We start from the raw sequence: 22,327 nt of genomic DNA on the forward strand, positions 1-22,327 counted from the left end.
AGGCTGTCAGACCAGGGGTCAGGCGACCGGCAGCCCGAGCCACCCCGCCAGCTCGTCGATCTCGGCCCGGACCGCGGCGGCGGTCGCCGTCGTGAACGGCACGTCTTCGTGGATCGCGCTGACGACGAATGCGCCCCGCTTGCGGTCGGCGACGGCGTCGAGCTTCCCGACCAGGCGGTCGTCGTGCAGGATCGGCAGCGCGAAATAGCCCCACCGGCGCTGGGCCGCGGGCTTGTACATCTCGAGCAGATACTCGAAGTCGAACAGCTCCTGCGTGCGGATGCGGTCGTGGATGAGGCGGTCGAACGGGGAGAGCAGGGCGGTGCGGCCCGTGAACGGCCGATCCAGTGCATCCGGATCGACCCGCCACTCGAGGGCGCTGCCGTCGACCTCGGCGGGCTCGCCGGCGTCGCCCACCGTCGACGCGCGAGCGATGCCGAGCGCCTGCAGCCGCCGCACGTCGCGCAGACGCTTCGCCTCCGCCTCGGGCACGACGTCGATTCCCGACGGGTAGACGCGCTCGGCGAGATCCCAGGTGCGCTGGCGGCCGATGCGCCCGGACGTCGCCACTTCGCCCCGGGCGACGAGGAACTCCAGCATCCTGGTCACGTTCTGGTTGTGGGTCCAGCCCGTGGACACCCACGGGACCAGGCTCGTGTCGGGCACGTCGCGGGAGAGGAGGGGGCCGGCGTCGCGGAGCCGGGCCAGCACATCCCGACGGAACGGCTCGTTCGCCTCGAGCCAGGTGCGCCAGCCGCTCGCCGGCGGCCAGGCCGACATCGCGTCGAGGTAGAGGCCGAGGTCGGACGCCGGCCTGATCATGGCGATCGGCGGGGTCTTCGCGTCTTCCTGGGCCTTGAGCTCGAACAGCGTGCGGTCGCGCTCGATCGCCTCCTGGAGCTGCTCGGGCCGGTAGGCGGAGCCCAGGCGTGTCCACGCGATCAGGTCGGCGCTCGGGGCGACCGCGGCGGTCGGATCCACCTGGAGGAACATCAGGTGCCGCACGAGCTCGAGCAGGTCGGCCGGGCGATCGGCACTGAGCCGCTGGGCGCGGATCGCGATGCGGCGGGCCTCGTCCCGCTCGAGACGCAGTGCGGTCATCCCCACAAACTAGTACGGGTCGGGGGCCGATACGCCTCGCGTTCCGATCGCGGTAGCCCGTGAGATCGCGCCGAGGCCGTGCGACGATCTGCACATGGACGCAGAGAAGAAGTACGGCCGCTCGCACAACACCCGCCTGCGGCTGCTGGTCATGGCCGTCGCGGGACTGGTGGTCGGCGCGGTCGTCAGCGTCACAGCGGGCGGGCAGTACGGCCTCACGGCGGGCTGGGCCGTGGCGTGCGCCGTCTACATCGCGTGGGCGTGGATCGTGGTCGGGCGCATGGACGAGAAGGAGGCCGAGAGGTACGCGACACGGGAGGATCCGAGCAGGGCGGCCGCCGAGATACTGATCCTCATCGCCAGCGTCGGCAGCCTGGTCGCGGTCGTCTTCCTGCTCGGCGGCGCCAAGCACGCGGCGGGAGCCGGCAAGGAGATCATCCCGGTGCTCGCGCTCGCGAGCGTGGCATTGTCGTGGTTCCTCGTCCACACCCTGTTCACTCTCCGCTACGCGAGTCTGTACTACACCGGGACGAACGGCGGCATCGACTTCAACGAGGACGAGCCGCCGAACTACCTCGACTTCGCGTACGTGGCGTTCACGCTCGGGATGACCTATCAGGTGTCCGACACGGACCTCCAGACAAGGGCCATCCGGGCGACCGCGCTGCGGCAGGGCCTCCTGTCGTACCTCTTCGGCGCTGTGGTGCTGGCATCCGCCATCAACCTGGTCGTCGGCCTCGCCCAATGAGCTACGGAGCGGACACACCAGGCCTTCCCAGACTGGCCGCGTATCGTAGTACTCGGTTGCCCCAGATCCCGGTTGCCATGAGCACTCCGCTCATCCCGATTGGGGGACCTGATGTCCATAGCAACCGTTACTGCGCCCACTTCGGCGCCCGCAGTCACGTTCACGCGCACCAAGCGCGGTGGCAACGGCTCCAACCCGACCACTGAGTATTCGGCGCTGCTGCGCACGGTGCGGGATGCCGGGCTGCTGACCCGTCGCCGCGGCTTCTACATCGGCATGTTCGCCGTCCTGACCGCTGCCCTCGGCGCCGTCGGCGTCGGCTTCGTGCTGCTCGGAGACTCCTGGTTCCAGCTGATCCTGGCCGGCGTGCTCGGCCTCATCCTCACCCAGTTCGCGTTCCTCGCCCACGAGGCGTCGCACCGCCAGGTGTTCACCTCCGGCAAGGCCAACGATGTCGCCGGCCGGACCATCGCCAACCTCATCGTCGGCATCAGTTACTCCTGGTGGATGACCAAGCACAGCCGCCACCACGCGAACCCCAACATCATCGGCAAAGACCCCGACATCGACCGCGACTTCGTCTCATTCACCGAGACGGATGCGGCGAAAGCGCGCGGACTGTACGCGTGGGCCACGAAGCGGCAGGGCTATCTGTTCTTCCCGATCCTCACGCTCGAAGGATTGAACCTGCACCTGCACGGCTTCCGCACGGTCTTCGGCCGCGGCAAGGTCGACAAGCGCTGGCTCGAGGCGGTCATGCTCGTCACCCGCATCGGCGCGTACCTGACCGCGCTCTTCCTGCTGCTGCCCCCCGGCATGGCGTTCGCGTTCCTGGGCGTGCAGCTGGCCGTCTTCGGCGTGTACATGGGCGCATCCTTCGCACCGAACCACAAAGGGATGCCCATCCTGCCGCACGACTCGAAAGTCGACTTCCTCCGCCGTCAGGTGCTGACCGGCCGCAACGTCAAGGGCGGCGTGCTGATGGACACCTTCATGGGCGGCCTCAACCACCAGGTCGAGCACCACCTCTTCCCGAACATGCCCCGGCCGCACCTCAAGAAGGCCCAGGCGATCACCAAGCAGTACTGCGCCGACAAAGACATCCTGTACACGGAGGCCACGTTGCCGCAGTCGTACGGGATCGTCATCCGGTACCTGAACCGCGTGGGCCTCTCGGCCGGCGCCGACCCGTTCGACTGCCCGGCCGCCACCGCGTTCGGTCGCTGACCCGCCCGCGGCGCACGCCGCGATCGCGGCCGCTAGAACGTGGCGACCGTGACGTAGTCCTTGCCGCGGTTCTTCGACTCGTACATCGCCGCGTCGGCCCGGCGGTAGAGGTCGCGCCCGTCGAGCAGACCCCCGGGCTCCGGCCGGTGCACCACGACCCCGATGCTCGCCGTGACGGTGACCTCGCTCGCCTCCGCGACGATCGGCTCCTTGACGGCCTCCCGGATGCGCTCCGCCACGATCGACGCGGCCGCTTCGTCCGTGCCGTCGCAGACGACGAGGAACTCGTCACCGCCCGTGCGTCCGACCAGGTCGTCGCGCCGCACCGCTGACCGCAGCCGGGCCGCGACCGTCTGGAGCACGGCGTCTCCGATGCTGTGGTCGAGCTCGTCGTTGATGGCCTTGAACCCGTCGAGGTCGACGAAGATCATCGCCATCGGGCATCCGGTGCGTGCCGACGTGCTGATGGTCTCGGCCAGTCGTACGCGCAGCAGGTTGCGGTTGGCCAGCCCGGTCAGCGCGTCGTAGTTGGCGATCGCTTCGAGCCGCTTCTGCAGCCGGATGCGGATGAGCGTCTGAGCCGCCTGGCGGGCCAGCGCCCGCTGCAATTCGTCGAACGCCTCGTCGAACCGTCGCGCGCGGCTGAAATAGGAGGTGACGGTGCCGATCACGTGGCCGCCGTCGACGACGGGGATCGCCGTGACCGCTTCGAGCCGGGCGGCGTCGAGGGCATCCTTCACGAGAGCCTCGAACGGCGTCGCATCCGCCGCAACATCTGTGACTGCGATCGTCACGCCCTGGGCGCGCGCCACGGTCTCACGTTCGAGCTTCTCGCTCAGGGCCGGGGTCAGGCCGGCCGGATGCTCGCCCCCGCGCAGGTGCAGCCCGCCGATGTCGTCGTTCAGCATGACCGCCGTCGCGATGGCCTCGGACGATTCCTTGGCACACGCCGCCAACGCCTCCGCGAGGTCCTCCTCGCTCTCGCAGGAGCCGAACGCCATCGAGGCGTTCTGCAGCATCCGGATGCGCGTCTCCGACGTCTCCGCCGCCCGCCGCGCCTGCAACAGCTGACGTTCGTAGTCGTTGCGTTCGGTGGCGTCGAAGACGGCGCTGTGCACGGCGCCCCCGGCAGCGGCTTCGTCGCTCACCGAGTTGATGAGGATCGACAGGATGCTCCCATCGGCCCGCCGCATCGTCAGCGCCACTTCCCGCACGGCTCCGCTCAGCCGCAGCACCGGAAGGTAGCGGGTCTCGTAGAAGATCCGGCCGCCCGCATCCAGGAGCGTCACGAACGACCTGCCGATCAGCTGCTCGCGCGTGTAGCCCGTCCACGACAGGAACGTCTCGTTGACCAGCGTGATCACGCCATCCGGTGTGGCCGAGATCAGACCGCACGGAACCCGTTCGTAGAGCTCGTCGAAGCCGGTCATCGCAGGTACGTTCGGATCGTCTCCGACAACTCCTCCGGCCCCGACAGGTTGGGGCAGTGACCGGTGGCAGCGAGCTGGACGAACTCGCTGCCGGCGATGTTCTCGTGCACGTACAGGCCGACCTGGGTCGGCGCGATGATGTCGTCGGAGCACTGCAGAACGAGCGTCGGGGTGGTGACCTTCGCGAGGTCTCGCCGATTGTCGGACAGGAAGGTGGCCTTGGCGAACTGGCTCGCGATGGCGGGGTCGGTGCGGCAGAAGCTCTCGGTGAGCTCCTCGCCGAGCTCGGGGCGGTCGGCGTTGCCGACGATCGCGGGAGCCATCGCCGCGGACCAGCCGAGGTAGTTGGCGTCGAGCGTGTCGAGCAGGTCGTCGATGTCGGCCGGTTCGAAGCCGCCGACGTAGCCGCCGTCGTTCACGTAGCGGGGAGACGGGCCGACCAGGATGAGCGCGCCGAACCGGTCGGGACGCCTGGTCGCCGCGAGCACGCCGATCATGGAGCTCACCGAGTGCCCGACGAACACGGCGTCGCGCAGGTCGAGGTCGTCGAGGATTTCGAGGAGGTCGTCGGCGTAGCCGTTCAGCGACGCGTACTTGGCCGGCTCGTACGCGCTGAGCTCCGAGCCTCCCGCTCCGACGTGATCGAAGAGGACGACCTGGAAGTCGTCGAGGAACTCCGGCGCCACCCGGCTCCACATCTCCTGGCTGCAGCCGAAGCCGTGCGAGAAGACGAGCGGGCGGCCGTCGGGGTTGCCGGCGACACGCACATTGTTGCGGCGTCGGATCGGGGTGGTGGCGCTGGTCGCAATGGCGGCCGTCGTGGCGCCGGTGGCATCGGTCATGTCGCTCCTCGGGAAAGGGTGGCAGCCGTCGTCAGCGAATGCACTGCACCCATTATCGCGCCAGGGTGTTGACCTCGCCGGGTAATCCGGGGACGATCGCGTTCATGACCCTCCACTCCGCGCTCGGCCGACTCGAGGCGGACCTGCCCGGGGCGGTCGCACGGCGCGACATCGTCGCCTACTTCCAGCCGCAGATCTCGCTGGCGACGGGTCGCGTCGTCGCCATCGAGGGACTCGGCCGCTGGCGCCACCCTGAGCTCGGAGTCATCCTGCCGTCGGTCTTCATCCCGCTCGCCGAGAAGGCGAAGGTCATCCACGACCTCGGCCACCACATGCTGCGGCAGTGCCTGAGCTTCGGTCGTGCCTGGCAGCACGACGGCGTCGCGCTCGAGGTCGCGGTGAACGTCTCGCCGTCCCAGCTCGCCGGGCGACAGTTCTTCGACGAACTCCACGAGGAGATGGACGATGCCGGGCTCGACCCGCACACGGTCATCCTGGAGGTCACCGAAACGCAGAGCATCGACGACACGGCAGCGGTGGCGTCGCGGCTCGACGGGCTGAGGGCGCAGGGCTTCACGATCTCAATCGACGACTACGGCACCGGATTCTCATCGGCCGAGCGCGTGGCCGAGCTGCACGCCACCGAGCTCAAGATCGACCGGAGCATCGTCGCGGGAGACGATCGCGGGGCCGTGGCCGACGCGATCGGGTTCGCGCACGAGCGCGGGATCCGCGTGGTCGGCGAGGGCGTCGAGACCGAGGAACAGCTCTGGATGCTCGCAGAGCTCGGCTGCGACCGGGCGCAGGGATTCGCGATCGCGGCCCCCGCCTCGCGGACCGACTTCGAGCACTGGATGGCCCCGGTGGAGACGGCTGACTAGAGCCCGTCGAACCCGTCGAACTGGCGGTACATCGACGGCGAATCCTCGGCCGGCTCGGGCTCGCCCCCGACGTCGATCTGCGTCCAGGTCACCGGCATCCCGGGGGAGAACAGGATGTCCACGCCGGGTCCGGTGCGCAGCGGCGGGATGTTGACATACCCTCCGCCGGCTTTGACCGCCTCCAAGATCTTGGCGCGCAGTTCTGAGACCGGATCGGGCAGGAAGTAGTCCTTCCCGTCGACCGTGAGCCGATGAACAATCATGGGGAAGGAGACCTCCGATGCCGTCGTGACCGCGTTGCGCAGGATCACGCTGTCGCCCCGTGAACTCTACGCCCGATAAACGAAACTACAGGGTCTCCCAGAGGGTATCCTTCGAGAGCGGCAACGAGGCGGCGCTGCGATCGGGGAAAGGGCAGATGTGGGCACTCTCACGTACGACAACGACAGCTACGAGCTCGACGATCGTGTCCTGACCCATCTGCAGATCGTCATCAGCACCAAGCTCCGTCGCGGAGAGAACTTCTTCCTCACCTGGGCGGTCCCGGTCGAGCGGGGGAGCGGCCGGCACGCGATCTGGGTCGACAACGGCGTTCCCATCCACTTCTACTACAGCGGTTCGCGTTCCGTCTCGATCAACCGGGACTGGATCGAATCGATGCTGATGTCGGCTGGGCGGGCATCCGGTCTCTACCTCACCGAGGAAGCGGAGGCGTCCGCCGTCGCTGCCGCGCTGGCGGTGCGCGCCGACTGACGCCTGCGCGGGCAGGCTCAGACGGGCGGGCTCAGACCCCCGCAGCTCCGACCCAGCAACTCAGAGCAGCAGATCGAAGATGCGTGTCGCCTTGTCCCACTGCCCCGGCTGCGGGGTCTTTTGGCTCTCGTCGAGGATGCGGAACGTGCGCGCCAGGGCCACGCCCAGGCCGCCGGCGATCTGAGGGAGCTGATCCCGGGTCTCGTCGTCGTAGACCAGGTCGAGAGCCGGGCGCTTGACGAGCTGGTCGAGGATCGCGTCGAGGGAGACCTCCTCATCGATCTTTCTGAAGACGTGCATCGATTCCTGCAACCCGGCGGTGATGGGCAGGTCCTGCGACTCGACGACGTCGCGGCCGTTGGCCTTCGCGGTCGCAACGGCACGGAGCAGCAGGTCGTAGAGCTTGTCGTTGACGAAGTCGTCGAACCGCCGCAGGTCGTTCTTGTCGATGTCGATGCCCGCGGCCATGCGGAAGAAGCGCTCGAACTTCGAAATGCCGAAAAGGTGCATGATGTGGCTCCAGTCGTGCTGGTTCCCCTGGGGATGCCCCGGTCGCCCGAATCTACTCCCGTGCCGGCGCGAGGGATACCCTGGCCGCCTCGCGCCCTTCACTGCGCCGTCGTTTGCCATTAGGTGCGCTCATCCCGGGCGTGTCGGGCGCACCTACTGGCAAACGGCGTCCACCCGGGGACGCTTTCAGCGCAGGCGCCGTCAACCCGGGTCGTGCCGCGTGCATCCAGTCCGTACCCTTGACAGATGGAGCTGGGTTTCTATGCCGTCATCGGCATAGCCGTGATCGTGGCGGTGGCCGCCTTCTCGAAGCGGCTGGGCATCGCCGCGCCCATCATCCTGGTCGTCGTCGGTGTCGGCCTCTCCTACCTGCCCGGGGTTCCCTCGATCGAGGTGCAGCCGGAGATCGTGCTCGACGTCGTGCTGCCGCCGATCCTCTACGCCGCCGCTATCAAGCTCCCGCTCGCCGACTTCCGGCGTGACCTCGCGCCGATCGCCGGGCTGTCCGTGGCTCTCGTCATCCTGACCGCGTTCGCCTCCGGGTGGGTCCTGTTCACGTTGCTCCCCGAACTGAGTCTGCCGGCCGCGATCGCGCTCGGCGCCATCATCAGCCCACCGGATGCCGTCGCCGCGACCTCGATCGGCCGTCGCCTCGGCCTGCCGCCCCGCCTGCTCACGCTGCTCGAGGGGGAGGGCCTCGTCAACGATGCGACGGCCCTGGTGCTCCTCCGCACGGCGACCGTGGCGGCGGCCGGCCTCCTCACGACCCCGTTCGCCGGCGTGCTGGACTTCGCCTACGCGACGGTCGTCGCGGTCGCCGTCGGGTTCGTCACGGGGCTGGTCTCGGTCTGGGTGCGTTCGAAGCTCACGGACCCGCTGCTCGACACCGCGGTCTCGATCGCCGTGCCGTTCGCCGCGTTCATGCCCGCTGAAGCGATCGGCGGGTCCGGGGTGCTCGCCGTCGTCGTCGCCGGTCTCTACACGGGCTACGCCAGTCCCAAAGCCTTCTCGGCGCAGGCGCGGATCACCGACCGCATCAACTGGGGCACGATCCAGTTCCTCCTCGAGAACGCGGTGTTCCTCGTCATCGGCCTCGAGATCCGCACCCTCATCGAGGACGTGCACGAGCACAATGAGATCCTCGGCGTCTGGGAGTCGGTCGGCATCGGGCTCCTGGCGACCCTCATCCTGATCGTGATCCGGTTCGCCTGGGCGGGGCCGCTCGTCTGGAGCCTCCGAAAACGCAGGGAGCGAGCGGAGAGACGGACGCTCCACGAACTCCTCATGGTCAGTTACTACCGCAACCATCCGGTCGAGAATGCGCGGCAACGCCGCCGCAAACAGATCGCCGAGCGCCGCTACAGCCGGATGCGCGCCGACCTCGAGGCCATGCGGGAGCAGCAGATCGACTGGCGCGGCGGCGTGATCATCGGCTGGTCCGGGATGCGCGGAGTGGTCACTCTCGCCGCCGCGCAGTCCCTGCCCAACGACATCCCGTACCGGCCTCAGCTCATCCTGATCGCCTTCACGGTCGCGGTCGTCAGCCTCGTCGTGCAGGGCGGGACCCTGCCGGCCCTGATCCGCCTGCTCAAGGTGCAGGGCGCCGACCCCGACCAGGACCGGCGTCAACTCGCCAGTCTCCTCGACGATCTCAGCAGCGCCGGCCTCGAAGTGCTCGACGATCCGTCCCTCGCCGCCGGGGTCGACGAGATCCTCGACCCCGAGGTGGTCGAGCGCGTGCGGCAGTCGTCCTACCTGCGGACCGAGGCGGCGTGGGAGCGCACCCGGCTGATCACCGGGCCGGTCAGTGAGCGTCCGCACCACCTCTACCGCACCCTGCGCCTCGCGGTGGTCGACGCCGAGCGCGCCAAGCTGATGGAGGAGCGCCGGCAGGGGCTCTACCCGTCGCGCATCTTCGAGGAGGCCGAGTCGATGCTCGACGTGGAGGAGACACGCCTACGCCCGAGGACGCGTCCGCACTAGTGCTCGCGGAAAGAACTTTCTGAGAGTTCGGCCATGCTCTGCACGCGTACCCCAGCCGATTTCAAAGCGGGGCGTGAAAGCGTGGTGGTGTGTCTTCCCATCCGTTGTTACCCGATCGGGCGCGCCTGGCGGAGCTCTCGCAGCGCCTCGAGCCGCTGCGTCGCTACGAGATCACACCCTCGAGGTCGCGGCTGGGGCTCTTCGTCCAGTTCGCCCTCGCCCTCCTGCTCGCCTCGGTCCTCTGCGCGGCCCTCGTCCTCCCGGGTCTGCTGGGTATGGGCCAGGCGGCCGCCGCCGGGATCAGCGGATTCGAGCAGCTCCCCACCACTCTGGCCATCGCGCCGTTCGCCCAGAACTCGACCATCTACGCGAAGAAGGGCGGCGTCGACGTCCCCATCGCCTCCTTCTACGCTCAGAACCGTCAGGACGTCACCTGGGGCGCCGTGTCGCAGACGGTGAAGGACGCGACGGTCGCCGCCGAGGATCCGCGCTTCTACACGGACGGCCCCATCGACGTGCTCGGAACGGTGCGGGGCGCGCTGTCCACCGCGTTCGGCAGCCAGGTGCAGGGCGGCTCGTCCATCACGCAGCAGTACGTGAAGAACGTCGAAGTGCAGAAATGCGACGCCCTCACCGACGCCAAGAAGCTGCAGGCCTGCTATCAGGATGCCGCCGGAGTGACCCTGCAGCGCAAGGTGCAGGAGATGCGGTACGCCGTCGGCATCGAGAAGAAGTACAGCAAGGAGCAGATCCTGCTCGGCTACCTCAATGTCGTCGGGTTCGGCGGCCAGGTCTACGGCGTCGAGAGCGCGGCCCACTACTACTTCAACACGACTGCCGCGAAGCTGACCCTGCCTCAGGCGGCGACTCTGGTGGCCATCCTGAACAACCCGGCCAACCTGCGCATCGACCAGCCCAAGAACGCCGCGAACGGAGCGGCCGACGGCTACAAGGCCACCAAGGACCGCCGCGACTACGTGCTCGACCGCATGTACGTGAACCACAAGATCACGGCGGCCCAGCGCGACGCGGCGAAGGCGACCCCGGTGAAGCCCACGATCATGCCGGTGAGCTCCGGATGCGCCACCGCCGCCCGCTACAACGCCGCGTTCTTCTGCGACTACGTCCGCGACGTGGTCCTCAATGACCCGGCCTTCGGCTCGACCTCGGATGCCCGCTGGGCGACCCTCAACCGCGGCGGCCTGAAGATCTACACCTCACTGAACCTCGACCTCCAGGCCGTCGCGCAGCAGTCGCTGAGCTCGTACATCCCCGCCTCGCAGGCCGGCATCGACCTGGGCGCGTCGAGCGTGTCGACCGAGACGGGGACCGGGCGCATCGTCACGATGGTGGAGAACCGGGCCTTCAACAACACCGGGCAGCCGGCCGACGGCACGACCGCCGTGAACTACAACACCGACGAGGCGTACGGCGGGTCGCAGGGCTTCCAGACCGGATCGACGTTCAAGGCGTTCGACCTGGCGGCGTGGCTGGAGGCAGGCCACAGTCTCAACGACACGATCGACGCGACGCAGAGCGACTTCCCCACCTCGGACTTCACGAACACCTGCGCCGACATCAATGGTCCCGACTGGCCGGTGACCAACGACGAAGGCTCCGCGAGCTTCCTCTCGGTGCTGGAGGCGACGGCCGAGTCCGTCAACACGGCCTTCGCGCGAATGGGCACCAAGGTCGACCTGTGCTCGATCCTCAACGCCGCGAAGGGCCTGGACGTGCATCCGGCCTCTCCCAGCAACCCGCTGAACTCGTTCCCGTCGATGATCCTCGGCACCAACTACCTGTCGCCGCTCACCATGGCGACCGCCTACGCCGGCATCGCCAACGGCGGCGTCGTATGCACCCCGATCGCGATCGACAAGGTCATCAACCCCGACGGCTCGTCGCGCAAGGTGAGCCCGTCGACCTGCACGCAGGGGATGCGCCCCGACATCGCGGCCGGTGTCACCTACGCGCTGCAGGGCGTGATGCGTGGCGGCGGAACGGCGTCGAGCGCCAACCCGGACGACGGCGTGCCGATCATGGGCAAGACCGGAACCACCGACAACTCGCTGCAGAACTGGCTCGTGACCTCGACGACGAAGGTCTCCACGGCGACCTGGGTCGGCAATGTCTCGGGCGCGACCCCGCTGCGTAGCCTGGACTTCAACGGGGTCGGCGGCGGCAACGTCAAGTTCGAGATCGCCCGGCCGATCCTGCAAGCCCTGAACGCCGTCTACGGCGGCACCGACTTCACGCCGCCCTCCGACGCGGTGCTCTACGGCTCGCAGATCACGGTCCCGGATGTGACGGGCCAGACGCCCGCGGCGGCCCAGACCCAGCTCGAGGGCCTCGGCCTCACGGTGACGGTCGACCCGACCCCGATCGACGGCTCCCAGCCCGCGGGCCAGGTCGCCGCGACCAACCCGTCGGCCGGCTCGTCGATCTCGTCGGGCGGTCAGGTCACGATCCAGGTCAGCAACGGCCTGCTCGTCACGGTGCCGTCCGGCCTGGTCGGCCAGTCCGTCGACCAGGCGAAGGCGACGCTGGCCGCGGCCGGGTTCACGAACGTGACCGTCAACGGTGGCGGTGGCGGTGGCGGTGGCGGCAACGGCGGTGGCAACGGCAACGCCGGCGGCGGTGGCGCTGCCGGGTCCGCGATGGTGACCTCCGTGCAGCCCGGCGAGGGTTCGCCGGCGCGCAAGGACGCCGCGATCGTGCTCACGACGGGCTAGCGGAGTCATCCGCACTCAGCGGGCGCCGCCTACGGCAGCGGCAGCCCCTGCACCACCACCGGCGAGTGCACCCCGAAGTTCAGCTCGTCGGCCTGCGTCACACCGGAGGGCACGATCGTGTCCATGACCTTGGGCACGGTGTTCGGGTCGGTGGCGCACAGCGGGCTGGAGGCGCCGACGGCGCAGACGCCGAAACTGTAGTCGCCGGGCGTCGCGGTGAAGGCTCTCGTCTGGTCGACTCCGTGGGTGCCGTCCTGGCCGGTGAGAGTGACCGTGAACGACCATCCGGATGCCGGGGTGCCGCCGAGAGCGGCCTTCGTCACGCTGAAGGTCGTGTAGCGGGAGACCGCGTTGGCGCCGACCGTGACGACACCCGTCGACGCGCCCGAGGCATCCGTGACCTTGCTGCCGGTGAAGCCCTGGGCTTCGATGAGGCGGCTCCAGGCGGGCGAGACCTGGTAGTTCATGCCGGGGTAGGACGACGCGGTCGACGTCGATACCGCGCCGGGCTGGGCGACGTAGACGTCGACGAGCTGGGCGCCGTTGGTTGAGCCGAAGGTCGGCGTCAGGTCGGCGGTCTGCACGCGGAACGTGATCGTCGTCCCGGTGTCGTAGACCTGGAACTTCGTGAGGTCGAACGCGCCCGCGTGGAAGTCGCCCGCCTTGGGGTAGGCGTATGTTCCGGGCCCGTTGTCGTCGCCGGTCGGGTCGTCGGCAGTGAAGAGCAGGGTGCCCGCCACCACGTCGTTCACGACCGAGCGGACCACCTGCGCGGTCCCGCCGCCGGGTGCGGTCGAGGTCACGACGAGCACATTCGTTCCCGCGGCCGCGGTGATCGCGACACTGAACGAGCCGTCGCCACCTGCGGTCACGTGGGTGACGGTGGTCGCCGAGTCGCCGTCGGTCGCGACGTCCGCGATGTCGACCGAGGCGCCGGGAGCGGCGGTGCCGCTGACAGTGATCGACGCCCCTACCGCCGTGCCGTCGACGGGCGAGGTGACCGTGAGAGGCGTGCCGCCTTGCGTGTGGGTGACGTAGCGGTCGCGCACCTGCGCCGGCTGCTCGAGGCTGCGGCGGGCGGCCAGGTCGGCGGTGAGACGCACCTGCGAGGCCGAACCCCAGGTGAGCGGCGATGCGGAGCCGTCCGCCTGCCCGTTGACGAAGCCGATGGATGCCGTGGCCGGGTCGCTGCCGTACGGCGCGCGCGGCAGGTTGGCCGCGTCCCACACCTGCTCCGGCACCAGGCCGGGTCCCGAGTTCATCCGGTTGATGGCGACCAGCAGACCGGATGCGGCGCTCGTCTGACCGACGGCCAGGTGCTGCTGCGCGCGCTCGGCGCCGAGCACGGGCCACGGGTGGCCGGTGCCGGTGTTGGCGCCGGAGTTCGTCCAGGGCGCGCCGTCGATGGTGCAGCTGGTTCCGGCGCCGACGACGCAGTCGCCGTAGCCGTCCCCGTTGTAGCGCAGCCATCCGGGGCCGCTCGCCGTCTGGCGCTGGATGGTCCCATCCGTCACCTTCAGGGAGTTCGCGATGACCGGATCCGTGGCGGGCAGGATGCCGAGGCGCACGTACTCGAGGAAGCCGGCGTCGACGATCGAGCGCTGGTCGAGGGTGGGGCCGCCGTTGCCGGTGTTGTAGCTGATGGCGGCGTTCGGGTCGCCGGTCTTCGAGAGACGGATGAAGTATGGCGACGTCGAGAGCGGGCCGTTCGTGGTGACGCCCCAGGTCTTGATCGTGCGCTGGTACTGGTCGGCGGTCGCGCGCCAGACGCGGGCGCTCGCTGCGTCGCCGTGCGTGTCGGCGATGCTGGCTGCGGCGATCAGGCCGGCGATCTCTGCGGCGATCGTCGAGGGCGAGTATCCGGTCTGCTCCTCCCAGCGTTCGACGCCGAAGCTCGGGCCGTGGCTGATCAGGAAGTTCGCGGCCAGTTCGACGCGCGGCCAGATCGCGTTGTCGGAGGCGAGACCGGACTGCAGCGCCATCAGGATCGGGTAGGCCGTCTCATCCAGCTGGTCGTTGAACGCATCGGCGGCCTTCGTTCCGTCGAGCAGCGAGTTGCGGGGCTGGGAGCCGTTCGCCTGCTGGCTCTTCAGGAGCAGGTAGCGCACGGTGTCGCGGGCGGTGGCGAGGTCGCCGTCGGTGTAGAGAGCGGTCCAGGCTTCGTAGAGGTCGCGTGAGAAGACTTCGCGGTAGCCGTTGCTGAACAGGTTGTTGGGATCGTTCGCTACGATCGACTGGCCCCAGGGAGCATCCAGCCCAGCCACGATCGCGCCGGGATACGTCTTGTCCTCGGACGCCTTCACGACGTTCGCCGACTGGTAGTAGTCCTTGATGGCGGTGAGACGCTGCGAGCCGGTGAGTCCCGAGGCGGTCAGCAACGGGAACTTCAGGCCCGCGTCGTACTTCAGCCAGCCGGCCAGGTAGCCGGCTGTGAGTGCGGTCATCGACGATTTGGTGGTCGCGGTGGCCGTGCCGACCGCAGAGGCCTGCGTGCTGCCGAAACCGAGGGCGAGGGTGGCGTTGCCGTTGCGGTCGCGCGTGACGCCGACCGTCTGCTCGACGTTGCCTCCTGTGGCCGAGTCGGTCGCCGGGGTCAGCGTGCGGGTCGTGTCGAGCTGGGTGATCGAATCGGATGCGGTGCCGACGAAACCGCTGCTGACGGAGGAGAACGGCTTGTCGCCCTTCAATGCCAGGTAGGAGGGAACCGCGTAGGCGGTGCGGTTCGCCTGGCTGACCGTGTTGGTGTCGAAGGTGACGGGCACGCTCGTTCCGGTGGACGTGTCGACGACCGCCGTGTCGGCCCCGCCGTTCGCGGTGCGGCCGCCGCCGTTGCCTCCGGCGTTCGCATCCAGTCGCACGTAGAGCTTGTAGGCGCTCGCGCCCTTCTTCAGGGCGTCGTACTTCGTGCGGATGACCACACTGTCGCGCGCGGGGTCGGTGAGGTAGGTGGTGACGAGGCGGTAGGCGCCGCTCTTGGCGGTGGAGGTGACGGTGCACATCATGCCGGTCGCGTCCGCTGCGGCCTTGTATGTCATGTCGCGCGCTTGCAGGTCGGTGAAGCTCGTGCCGTCGGTGACGAGGAACTGCATGGTCTCCACGTTGGTCGCGTCGACGGTGGGCGCGTAGACATCGCTCAGGATGCCGTTGGCCACCGTGAACCAGATCTTCGAGCCGGTGTTGCGTGCCGTCCCGACGCAGTCCTTGCGCGACTGGGCCTGGTGACTCACGGCGCCGGGGGAGCCTGGGGCCTCGCCGGGCGCAGCGGATGCGCTGGTCGCGCTCAAGCCGATCGCGACGAGCGCGAATGTGGTCACGGCTACCGGCAGAACGAAACGACGACGATTCACGGTCGCACCCCTTCGAGCACGCTGCGGTGCGCGCTCTCCAAGCGGCACCGTACCCCCGTTCGGGGGATAGGGGCAACGGTCTGGCCCGCCCATTTGCCACTCGTCGTCGTCGACATGCCCGGGATGGCCGCATCTTCTGGCAAACGGCGGCGCGAGCATCCGGTGTGCCCCGCCCGCGTTTCGGCAACAATGGAGGCACCCGACTGACGCCCGACGCCGCCGAACGGAGGGACCACGTGTCAGACCTCACCCGGAACGACCGGGGCCATCGCCTCCTCCGGATGACCGGGCGGGACCCCGGCGAGTCGCACCGCGCCGCCACACCGCTCGAACTGCTGTTCGATCTCGCCTTCGTGGTCGCGTTCGGCCAGGCCGGCGATCAGCTGGCGCACCTCCTCGCCGAAGGCCACGTGCTCCCCGGCATCGGCGCCTTCTCGTTCGCGATGTTCGCGATCTGCTGGGCGTGGATCAACTTCTCGTGGTTCGCGTCGGCTTATGACACCGACGACTGGTTCTACCGCGTTTCCACGATGGTCCAGATGATCGGCGTGATCGTGCTCGCGCTGGGCCTTCCGGCGATGTTCGCATCCGTCGACCACGGCACGTCCTTCGACAACGGCGTCATGGTCGGGGGCTACGTCGTGATGCGGGTGGCGATGGTCGCCCAGTGGGTGCGCGCCGCCGTGCAGGATCCGGGCCGACGGCGGGTGGCGCTCACCTATGCGGCGTTCGTGACGGCGGCGCAGATCGGCTGGGTCCTGCTCGCGCTGGCGAACCTTCCGTTCGGCGCCGTGGTGCCCATCGCCGCCGTGCTGTTCGTCGTCGAGCTCTGCGGCCCGATCGTGGCCGAGGTGAAGCTCGGTGGAACGCCCTGGAACGCGAGTCACATCTCCGAGCGTTACGGTCTGCTGACGATCATCGCCCTCGGCGAGGTGCTCTTCGGCACGGTCACATCGGTCGCCGCCCTGGTCGAAAAGCAGGGGTGGAGCGTGGAGGCCGTGCTGGTCGTGGTCGCCGGCGTCGGGCTCACGTTCGGATTGTGGTGGTCGTACTTCATCATGCCGTCGGCGCAGCTGCTCGGGCGCTACCGGCGGCGGTCCGTCATCTGGAGCTACAGCCACATCCTGCTTTACGCGTCGATCGCCGCGACCGGAGCCGGGCTGACGGTGGCGGCGTTCGTGGTCGAAGGCGAGGCGGAGATCGGCACGACCGGCGCGGTGCTCACCATCGCGGTGCCCGTCCTGGTCTTCTCGGTCGTCCTGTTCCTGCTCTACACCTACCTGATGCACGAGGGCGACCCGTTCCACATCGGCCTGTTCCTCGGCACGGTCGGGATGCTCGCAGCGGCCGTCTGGGCGGCCGCGGCGGGTGCGCCGCTCGGGGTGAGCCTGGTGCTGATCACCCTGTCGCCGGCGGTGGTCGTCGTGGGCTACGAGATCGTCGGACACCGCCACCAGGCGGCCGCACTGGAGCGTGCGCTGCGGGAGTAGCGCGCGCTGCGCGAGGGACGCCCGGCCGTCACATCTCTTCGTGGGTGTTCGGGTCGGCACCGAACAGCCGGCCGTCAGCGCTTCCGAGGGCGGTGATGCCCGCGAGCTCGTCGGAGGAGAGCTCGAACCCGAAGATGTCGAGATTCTCCCGCTGCCGCTCCGGATCGCCCGACTTCGGGATCGGAACGGCGCCGAGCTGGGTGTGCCAGCGCAGGACGACCTGCGCCGCGGTCACGCCATGACGACCTGCGCCGCGGTCACGCCATGACGTTCCGCGGCCGATGCGACGGCGGGCTCGCCCAGCACGTCGATGCCGCGGCCCAGAGGGCTCCACGACTCGGTGACGATGCCGTGCTCGGCGTGAAAGGCGCGCAGCCGCTCCTGCGGGAAGTACGGGTGCAGCTCGATCTGGTTGACCGCAGGGCTGACCCCGGTCTCGTCGATCAGCCTGGTCAGGAACTCCTCCGTGAAGTTCGAGACGCCGATCGACTTCACCACTCCGTCGTTCTGCAGCGCGATCATCGCGCGCCACGAGTCGACGTATCGGTCCACGCTCGGGTTGGGCCAGTGGATCAGGTACAGGTCGAGCACGTCCAGATCCAGCGCGGCGCGCGACTCGTCGAACGAGGCCAGCGTTTCGTCGTAGCCGTGATGGCGGCCGGGGAGCTTCGTCGTGATCGTGATCTCGTCGCGCGGAACGCCGCTCTGCCGGACGGCGCGGCCGACCGCCTCTTCGTTCCGGTAGTTCACCGCGCTGTCGATGAGCCGGTAGCCCACGTCGAGAGCGCTCGTCACCGCGGTCAGAGCCGCGTCTCCTGTGAGCGGAGAGGTGCCGAAGCCGATCGCGTCGATCGTCCGCCCGTCGTTCAGAACCTGTGTCGGAATCGCATTCATGATCGAGACTGTACGCCGGTGACGCAGGCAGGCGACTCCAGCCCGGCCACCCGGTCGCGCGCCAGGGACTATGTTGGCCGCATGACGGCACACGAAGCCGTGCTCGCGATCGGACTGATCGTCGTCCCCGTCGCGTTCACGGCGTTCTACGCGGCACTGGCCGTGCGGTTCCGCTATCCCGCCATCCTGCGCGAGCCGGCGCAGGTCGTGCTGGAGCGGTTCCACGCCGGCGGCCCCGGGCTCGTGCTGCTGTGGTGGGGGTTCGGGCTCACCGCCGTGGCGTTCATCCCGATCGCCGTGCTGGCGGCCCCGCTCGCCGGGGTGGGCGCCCTCGCCACCCTCACCCTCGTGGTGGGATCGCTGGCCGGGCTCGTGCAAGCCCTGGGCCTGCTCCGGTGGCCTTTCCTCGTTCCCCAGCTGGCGCGTGACCGTGACCGCTCGCCGGCCGCGGTCGACGCGATCTTCGACGCGACCAACCGCTACCTGGGCGTCGCGATCGGCGAGCACCTGGGCTACCTGCTGACCGGCTCGTGGACGATCCTGCTCTCGGCCGGGATGCTCGCGACGGGCTCGCTCCCCGGCTGGTTCGCCATCGCCGGAATCGTCGTGGGGGCTGCGCTGCTCGTCGGCACCCTCGAGTTCGTCGGACCGGCGGAGCGGGAGGGCTGGGCCTTCGCCGGAGCGACGGTCGCCGTGGCCTACACGGCCTGGTCGATCTGGCTCGTCGTCGGCGGCATCCTGCTGTTCGTGACCTGACGTCGACGCACCCGTCGGCAACCGCGGTGCGCGTCAGCGCGGTCGGCGGCTCAGGAGCGCAGCGACGAGGAAGCACGCTGCGCCGAGGAAGGTGCCGAGGTTCGCCCACAACAGACTGACGAGGTCGTTCGTCGACGGGATGACGAATGCACCGATCGCCGAGAGCCCGAAGAACACGGACCCGAGGAGGTTGAGCCAGGTGCACCGCCAGGTCCGCGCGCTCGGGTCCCAGAGCTTGTCGCGTTCCGTCGTCGCCACTGCTGCGAAGACGCTCGCCACCAGGAAGCAGATCGAGCCGAGGGCATCCGGTCGCCAGCCGCTGTTCAGCCGCGTCTCGCTGTTCAGAGCGGTGATCAGAGCATCCGTCGTGCTCACATTGAAGAACAGGGTGCCCACGAACTGCACCGCCGACGCCCACCAGTCGAACAGGTCGGGTCTGGATGCTCCGCGCCGGGGAGGCCGGCGTCCGCTCAGGCTCAACTGGATGAGGGCCGCAGCCGTGAAGAACAGGGCGCCGACGAAGAAGGTCAGATCGGTGACGACGATGCCGACGGCGCGCTGATAGAACGGGACGGCCCCGACCAGGAAGAAGAGGGAGCCGATGGCGAACCCCCAGGCCTCACGCCTGAGACGCATGGCTCTCGGTGGCGGCATGGTCCGAGCGTAGAAACGCGGCCGGTGGCCGACATCACCCAATTGGGATGATGCCGGGCGGGGAGGGAGTTCCTAGCGTGAGACCATGACCATCACCAGGCCTCCGGTGCGCACGGGCGAGCCGAGCCACGCGCACACCGGAATCGGATCCCAGAACCAGCTCAACCCGCTGTTCGCGCGCGAAGGGGAGTCGACGGATTTCCCGCTCGACGCGATCCCACCGTTCGAGTCGCTGCCCGAGACCGCCTACCAGGTGGTTCATGACGAGGCGATGCTCGACGGCAACTCACGGCTGAACCTCGCGACCTTCGTCGGCACCTGGATGGACCCGTTCGCGAGCCGCCTCTACGCGGAGTCGGCCGACAAGAACATGGTCGACAAAGACGAGTACCCGCAGACCGCCGCGATCGAGACCCGCTGCTGGAAGATGCTGGCGAGGCTCTGGAACGCACCCGACGCCGAGAACGCGATCGGCACCTCGACGATCGGATCCTCCGAGGCGTGCATGCTCGGCGGTCTGACCTTCAAGCGCCGGTGGCAGAACGCCCGGCGCGCGGCCGGGAAACCCATCGACAAGCCGAACCTCGTCCTGTCGAGCGCGGTGCAGGTGTGCTGGGAGAAGTTCTGCAACTACTGGGATGTCGAGCCGCGGTACGTGCCCATCTCGCTGGAGCACAAGGTCCTCGACGGTCACGACCTGGAGAAGTACGTCGACGAGAACACGATCGGCGTCGTCGCGATCATGGGTGTGACGTACACCGGCATGTACGAGCCGGTCGCCGAGATCTCGAAAGCCCTCGACCGCATCCAGGAGAAGACGGGGCTCGACGTCCCGATCCACGTCGACGGAGCATCCGGTGGCATGATCGCCCCCTTCCTGCAGCCGGACCTCGCCTGGGACTTCCGCCTGCCGCGCGTCGCCTCGATCAGCACCTCCGCCCACAAGTACGGCCTCGTGTACCCGGGGCTCGGCTGGGTCATCTGGCGCACGGTCGACGACCTCCCGAAAGACCTGGTCTTCGACGTGACCTACCTCGGCGGCCACATGCCGAGTTTCGCCCTCAACTTCTCCCGCCCCGGCGCGCAGGTGCTGCTGCAGTACTACCTGTTCCTCCGCCTCGGGTGGGACGGCTACTACAAGGTGCAGAAGGCGTCGCAGGATGTCGCCGTCTACCTGTCAGGCGAGATCGCGAGCATGCCCGCCTTCGACCTCTGGAACGACGGGACGGACATCCCGGTCTTCGCGTGGCAGCTCACCGCGAACTACACGGACAAGTGGAATCTCTATCACCTGTCTGAACGGTTGCGGCTCAAAGGGTGGCTGATCCCCGCCTACCCGATGCCCGACGATCTGACTGACATCGTCGTGCAGCGCATCGTCGTGCGCAACGGTCTCAGCCGCAACCTGGCCGAGAGTCTCATCCTGGACATCCGGGACGCCGTCGACTACCTGGACGCGCTCCAGGCGCCGATGCCCACCGAAGGTCTCGTGTCGAGTTTCACCCACTGAAGTCGACGCTGCTCGGTGCGACCGGGCATCCGGCGTCGAGATTGCGAGGCGCACCATGACGATGGCCGATTTCGACGAGCGGCGTGCGAGAGGTCTCGAGGCGCGAAAGCGAACCCCGCGATCGCTCCACGCCGGCTGGACGCCCCCGATCGATCGTCCCGACCCCGTCGCGCTGCTCGAGGAGCAGGCCGCGAGCAGGGTGCCGGAGCTCGTGCCGATCCGTTACGGGCGCATGATGGTCTCGCCGTTCACGTTCTTCCGGGGAGCCGCGCTCCTCATGGCGTCCGACCTGTCGACCACGCCCGACTCGGGGATCTACACCCAGATCTGCGGCGACGCCCACCTGTCGAACTTCGGCGTGTTCGGCACCCCAGAGCGCACCATGGTGTTCGACCTGAACGACTTCGACGAGACGCTGCCGGGGCCGTGGGAGTGGGATCTCAAGCGCCTCGCCGCCAGCTTCGAGATCGCCGGCCGCAACGCCGGATTCTCGGCTGAGGAGTGTCGCGAGACCACGCTGGACGTCGCACGGAGCTACCGTGAGCAGATGCGCTCGTCCGCGGAGGCGCCGGTGATGCGGGCCTGGTACGAGCGTCTCGACGCCGAGCAGCTGCTCGAGCGGGTGCGGACCGAACAGGCCGCACAGCGCGCCGGCAAGCACCAGGTCAAGAAGGCCGACGCGATCGTCGCCAAGGCCCGCACCAAAGACAGCACGACCGCGTTCGCGAAGCTGGTGCGCGTGATCGACGGAGAACTGCGCATTTCGGCCGACCCGCCTCTGATCGAGCCGATCGAGAACCTGACGCCGGATACGGAGGTGCGGCGGCTCCTGCAGGACGACATGCGGCTTCTGCTCCAGGAGTACACGACGACGCTCCTGCTCGAGAACCATCCCGTCCGGGAGTTCACTTACGTGCACATGGCCCGCAAGGTGGTCGGCGTCGGCAGCGTGGGGACGCGTGCCTGGGTGCTGTTGCTGCGGGGACGGGATGACGAAGACCCGCTGATCCTGCAGGCCAAAGAGGCGCAGGAGTCGGTGCTCGAACGGTTCCTCGGCGCGAGCCAGTACACCGACCACGGGCAGCGGGTGGTGATGGGTCAGCGGCTGATGCAGGCGGCGAGCGACATCTTCCTCGGCTGGCAGGCCGTGGAAGGGTTCGACGGCGTCACCCGCGACTTCTACATCCGCCAGCTGCACGATTGGAAGGGGTCGTTCGACGTGGAGGACGTCCAGCCCCGTGGGGCGAGGATCTATGCCACCATCTGCGGCCAGACCCTGGCGCGGGCGCACTCGCGGGCGGGGGACCGCGTCGCGATCGCCGCGTACCTCGGCAACAGCGACCGCTTCGACCGGGCGATCGCCGACTTCTCGTCGGACTACGCCGATCAGAACGACCGCGACTACCAGGCGTTCGTCGAAGCAGTGTCGTCCGGGCGGCTGGAGGCGCAGCCCGGTCTCTGAGGAGGGG

17 protein-coding genes and 1 pseudogene are annotated in these 22,327 nt (G+C 68.6%); 10 read left to right on the forward strand and 8 right to left on the reverse strand.

Going from position 1 to position 22,327, the window contains the following annotated elements; all coding sequences use genetic code 11:
- Positions 1-18: 18 nt before the first annotated feature.
- Complete coding sequence (locus ACFVV5_RS10130; RefSeq protein WP_387242845.1) at positions 19-1,101, reverse strand: DNA glycosylase AlkZ-like family protein; 1,083 nt, start codon at positions 1,099-1,101, stop codon at positions 19-21.
- Between the two features lie 94 nt (positions 1,102-1,195).
- Between ACFVV5_RS10130 and ACFVV5_RS10135 the strand changes: the two genes are divergently transcribed.
- Positions 1,196-1,849 carry a DUF1345 domain-containing protein gene (locus ACFVV5_RS10135; protein WP_387242848.1) on the forward strand — a complete coding sequence of 218 codons (654 nt, stop codon included), beginning with the start codon at positions 1,196-1,198 and terminating at the stop codon, positions 1,847-1,849.
- A gap of 111 nt (positions 1,850-1,960) precedes the next feature.
- Entirely contained in the window at positions 1,961-3,076 is a 1,116-nt protein-coding gene (locus tag ACFVV5_RS10140) for a fatty acid desaturase family protein (protein ID WP_387242851.1), read from the forward strand.
- A gap of 32 nt (positions 3,077-3,108) precedes the next feature.
- Here the strand turns inward: ACFVV5_RS10140 and ACFVV5_RS10145 are convergent, their stop codons facing one another.
- Together ACFVV5_RS10145 and ACFVV5_RS10150 are read right to left on the reverse strand one after the other, a co-directional pair.
- Positions 3,109-4,506 (reverse strand): diguanylate cyclase domain-containing protein, encoded by a 1,398-nt coding sequence (locus ACFVV5_RS10145; protein WP_387242854.1) that lies wholly within the window; start codon positions 4,504-4,506, stop codon positions 3,109-3,111.
- A complete protein-coding gene (locus ACFVV5_RS10150; protein WP_387242856.1) occupies positions 4,503-5,348 on the reverse strand; it encodes an alpha/beta fold hydrolase in 846 nt (281 codons plus the stop codon). The genes ACFVV5_RS10145 and ACFVV5_RS10150 overlap by 4 nt, the downstream gene beginning before the upstream one ends.
- A 104-nt stretch (positions 5,349-5,452) precedes the next feature.
- Between ACFVV5_RS10150 and ACFVV5_RS10155 the strand changes: the two genes are divergently transcribed.
- Positions 5,453-6,229 carry an EAL domain-containing protein gene (locus tag ACFVV5_RS10155; protein ID WP_387242859.1) on the forward strand — a complete coding sequence of 259 codons (777 nt, stop codon included), beginning with the start codon at positions 5,453-5,455 and terminating at the stop codon, positions 6,227-6,229.
- Here the strand turns inward: ACFVV5_RS10155 and ACFVV5_RS10160 are convergent.
- On the reverse strand, positions 6,226-6,540 hold the full coding sequence (locus ACFVV5_RS10160) for a hypothetical protein (RefSeq protein ID WP_387242862.1): 315 nt from the start codon (positions 6,538-6,540) through the stop codon (positions 6,226-6,228). The two genes, ACFVV5_RS10155 and ACFVV5_RS10160, sit on opposite strands and share 4 nt — an antisense overlap.
- A gap of 109 nt (positions 6,541-6,649) precedes the next feature.
- Here ACFVV5_RS10160 and ACFVV5_RS10165 point away from each other — a divergent pair, with 109 nt between their 5' ends.
- Entirely contained in the window at positions 6,650-6,982 is a 333-nt protein-coding gene (locus ACFVV5_RS10165; protein ID WP_387242865.1) for a hypothetical protein, read from the forward strand.
- 60 nt (positions 6,983-7,042) lie between these two features.
- Here ACFVV5_RS10165 and ACFVV5_RS10170 read toward each other — a convergent pair whose 3' ends face one another.
- Positions 7,043-7,492 carry a DUF1931 family protein gene (locus ACFVV5_RS10170; RefSeq protein WP_387242868.1) on the reverse strand — a complete coding sequence of 150 codons (450 nt, stop codon included), beginning with the start codon at positions 7,490-7,492 and terminating at the stop codon, positions 7,043-7,045.
- A 246-nt stretch (positions 7,493-7,738) separates the two neighbouring features.
- Here ACFVV5_RS10170 and ACFVV5_RS10175 point away from each other — a divergent pair, with 246 nt between their 5' ends.
- Both ACFVV5_RS10175 and ACFVV5_RS10180 read left to right on the forward strand, forming a co-directional pair.
- Positions 7,739-9,475 (forward strand): cation:proton antiporter, encoded by a 1,737-nt coding sequence (locus ACFVV5_RS10175; protein ID WP_387242870.1) that lies wholly within the window; start codon positions 7,739-7,741, stop codon positions 9,473-9,475.
- Between the two features lie 89 nt (positions 9,476-9,564).
- Complete coding sequence (locus ACFVV5_RS10180; RefSeq protein WP_387242873.1) at positions 9,565-12,207, forward strand: transglycosylase domain-containing protein; 2,643 nt, start codon at positions 9,565-9,567, stop codon at positions 12,205-12,207.
- Positions 12,208-12,236: 29 nt separating this feature from the next.
- Here the strand turns inward: ACFVV5_RS10180 and ACFVV5_RS10185 are convergent, their stop codons facing one another.
- Complete coding sequence (locus ACFVV5_RS10185) at positions 12,237-15,521, reverse strand: glucodextranase DOMON-like domain-containing protein (RefSeq protein ID WP_387242876.1); 3,285 nt, start codon at positions 15,519-15,521, stop codon at positions 12,237-12,239.
- A gap of 269 nt (positions 15,522-15,790) precedes the next feature.
- On the opposite strand from ACFVV5_RS10185, the gene ACFVV5_RS10190 reads away from it, so the two are divergent.
- Positions 15,791-17,044: a low temperature requirement protein A gene (locus tag ACFVV5_RS10190; protein WP_387242879.1), complete on the forward strand. Its 1,254-nt coding sequence runs from the start codon at positions 15,791-15,793 to the stop codon at positions 17,042-17,044.
- A gap of 28 nt (positions 17,045-17,072) precedes the next feature.
- Here ACFVV5_RS10190 and ACFVV5_RS10195 read toward each other — a convergent pair.
- A pseudogene (locus ACFVV5_RS10195) lies at positions 17,073-17,938 on the reverse strand (aldo/keto reductase).
- An 81-nt stretch (positions 17,939-18,019) separates the two neighbouring features.
- Between ACFVV5_RS10195 and ACFVV5_RS10200 the strand changes: the two are divergent.
- Positions 18,020-18,694: a DUF4386 domain-containing protein gene (locus tag ACFVV5_RS10200; RefSeq protein WP_387242882.1), complete on the forward strand. Its 675-nt coding sequence runs from the start codon at positions 18,020-18,022 to the stop codon at positions 18,692-18,694.
- 33 nt (positions 18,695-18,727) lie between these two features.
- Here ACFVV5_RS10200 and ACFVV5_RS10205 read toward each other — a convergent pair whose 3' ends face one another.
- Complete coding sequence (locus ACFVV5_RS10205) at positions 18,728-19,348, reverse strand: hypothetical protein (protein ID WP_387242884.1); 621 nt, start codon at positions 19,346-19,348, stop codon at positions 18,728-18,730.
- An 85-nt stretch (positions 19,349-19,433) separates the two neighbouring features.
- On the opposite strand from ACFVV5_RS10205, the gene ACFVV5_RS10210 reads away from it, so the two are divergent.
- Together ACFVV5_RS10210 and ACFVV5_RS10215 are read left to right on the forward strand one after the other, a co-directional pair.
- A complete protein-coding gene (locus ACFVV5_RS10210) occupies positions 19,434-20,858 on the forward strand; it encodes a glutamate decarboxylase (protein ID WP_387242887.1) in 1,425 nt (474 codons plus the stop codon).
- A gap of 55 nt (positions 20,859-20,913) precedes the next feature.
- Positions 20,914-22,320 (forward strand): DUF2252 domain-containing protein, encoded by a 1,407-nt coding sequence (locus tag ACFVV5_RS10215; RefSeq protein WP_387242890.1) that lies wholly within the window; start codon positions 20,914-20,916, stop codon positions 22,318-22,320.
- Positions 22,321-22,327 lie beyond the last annotated feature (7 nt).

This window comes from Leifsonia sp. NPDC058248 (assembly GCF_042881905.1).
Taxonomy (GTDB): domain Bacteria; phylum Actinomycetota; class Actinomycetes; order Actinomycetales; family Microbacteriaceae; genus Leifsonia.